Annotated in this window: 1 protein-coding gene and 2 pseudogenes; all 3 read left to right on the plus strand. The window is 62.7% G+C overall.

Annotated features, from left to right (window positions below):
* A pseudogene (locus HMPREF0591_RS25790) lies at nt 1–325 on the plus strand (pyridoxal-5'-phosphate-dependent protein subunit beta); the annotation flags it as partial.
* 83 nt (nt 326–408) lie between these two features.
* On the plus strand, nt 409–1,431 hold the full coding sequence (locus HMPREF0591_RS25795; RefSeq protein WP_007171673.1) for an ornithine cyclodeaminase: 1,023 nt from the start codon (nt 409–411) through the stop codon (nt 1,429–1,431).
* A pseudogene (locus tag HMPREF0591_RS25800) lies at nt 1,422–1,875 on the plus strand (Y4yA family PLP-dependent enzyme); the annotation flags it as partial. The gene HMPREF0591_RS25795 and the pseudogene HMPREF0591_RS25800, both read left to right, overlap by 10 nt.

Raw genomic sequence — 1,875 nt, forward strand, 5'->3', positions numbered from 1 at the left:
GGGGGCAGTGGCGCTGGTCGCTGGGTGGGCCGCGCGCACCCTCGCCAAAGACACCCGCATCGCCGCGATCTTCCCCGACGGACCCCAACGCTACTTCGACACCATCTACAACGACCACTACTGCCACCAACACCAGCTGCTGGACTGGCAACCCACCCCCCAACCCACCACCCTCACCGACCCCAACCAACACATCATCACCTCCTGGACCCGCACCACCACCATCACCAACCCCACACTGCTGCGCGGGGCGGTACCGATCCGGAAAGCGGCTGCGGGGATTCAGCCGGGCAATGGCTCACTCGAGGTGAAAATTCCGGCATAGCCGCGCTGCAAGAATTGCACGCAGCAGGATTCCCACTGGGCCACTGCTCTGTATCAAAAATACGAGAGGACGGAACACAATAAATGGTTTCTGCAGCAACAGGCAGCCAACCGGTACAGCAGATTCTGGACCGCGAGGACGTTGCGCTGCGCGTGCTAACACGCAGCGATATCGCCGACATTGCGATCAGTCCCAATAAAGTGATGGAACTGGTCAAGGGCGCTTACCTGCGAGTGGCCGACGGTTCATCTCGGGCGCCGGCGAAAATCATGATGCGATCGCCTTACCGGGATTCGGCGGCCTATGCGATGCCCGGCTATGACGGCGGTTCACAAATCACCGCATTTAAAGATTATTACATGCAAAACGACGAAGGGAAAAAAGAATACATCACCATCACGCTCTACGACGATAAGGCGGGTTTGCCGATAGCGTTTATGGACTGTTTCCGAGTCACCGCGCTACGAACGGCCGCCAACACCGCGCTGATCGCGGACACCTGCGCACCGCCCGGAGCCCGCACCGCGTTGGTGACCGGTTCCGGCGCCCAAGGCCGATACACCTTCCCGTACCTACTGAGCGCTCTGCCGGACTTGGATCGGCTGCTGCTGTTCGGCACCCATCCCGACGGCATCGCCGCCGTGCGCGCGTATGTCCGCGAGCAGCACCCAGACCGAGACATCGAAGTCGTCGCCGATCCCGAGACAGCCGCCAACGAAGCCGATGTTCTGGTCGCGACGTCGGCTGGGCCGGCCACCGAGGTCAAGTTCCGCACCAGCTGGCTCAAGCCAGGGGCGCTGTTCGTCTCGGTCAACGGGACCGGCGTGCACTCGTCCTCGCTGCGCGACGCCGACTACGCCGTCGCGACGAGCGCGGGCCAACTGGCGGTCACGGGCACCCGCTTCGCCGACAAGAACGGCTCGTTACGCTTGGACGCCGAGCTGCCCGACATCCTCGCCGGACAAGCACCGGGCAGGCGAGACAAGGATGACCGGGTCTTCGTTTTCAACAGCGGCATGGCCATCACCGACATCCCGGTGGCACACGAACTGGCCACCCAAGCGATCGCCCGTGGGCGCGGACAGGAAATCAGGCTGTGGAGCTAGCACAGATGCCGTTGTCGCTGCCGGCGATAGAGCCGGAATGGTTCCGGGAAGTCAAATCCGATCGTTCGTTATTAGCCGATATGGCTCATGCGGTCGAAGGCCCGTTTCACGTGCTGTTCGCGCCGCGGTTCGCCCAAAACCTCAAGGCGTTTACCGATGTGATCGACTCGGCCGGGATCCAAGGGCAAGTATTTTTCGCCAAGAAAGCCAACAAGGCGGGGTGCTGGCTACGCGTCTGCGCGCAGGTCGGCGCCGGCGTCGATGCAGCCAGCGCCCCGGAATTGGTTCACGCGCTTAGTTGCGGTGTGCGCGGTTCAGACATAGTGGTCACCGGGCCCGCCAAAAGCGAACAGCTGCTCTGGCTAGCCGCCCGCCACGGTTGCTTGATCGCCGTGGATGCCCTGGATGAACTCGACAGGGTTATCGCGCTGGCCCATCGCGGCG

Source organism: Mycobacterium parascrofulaceum ATCC BAA-614 (assembly GCF_000164135.1).
Taxonomy (GTDB): domain Bacteria; phylum Actinomycetota; class Actinomycetes; order Mycobacteriales; family Mycobacteriaceae; genus Mycobacterium; species Mycobacterium parascrofulaceum.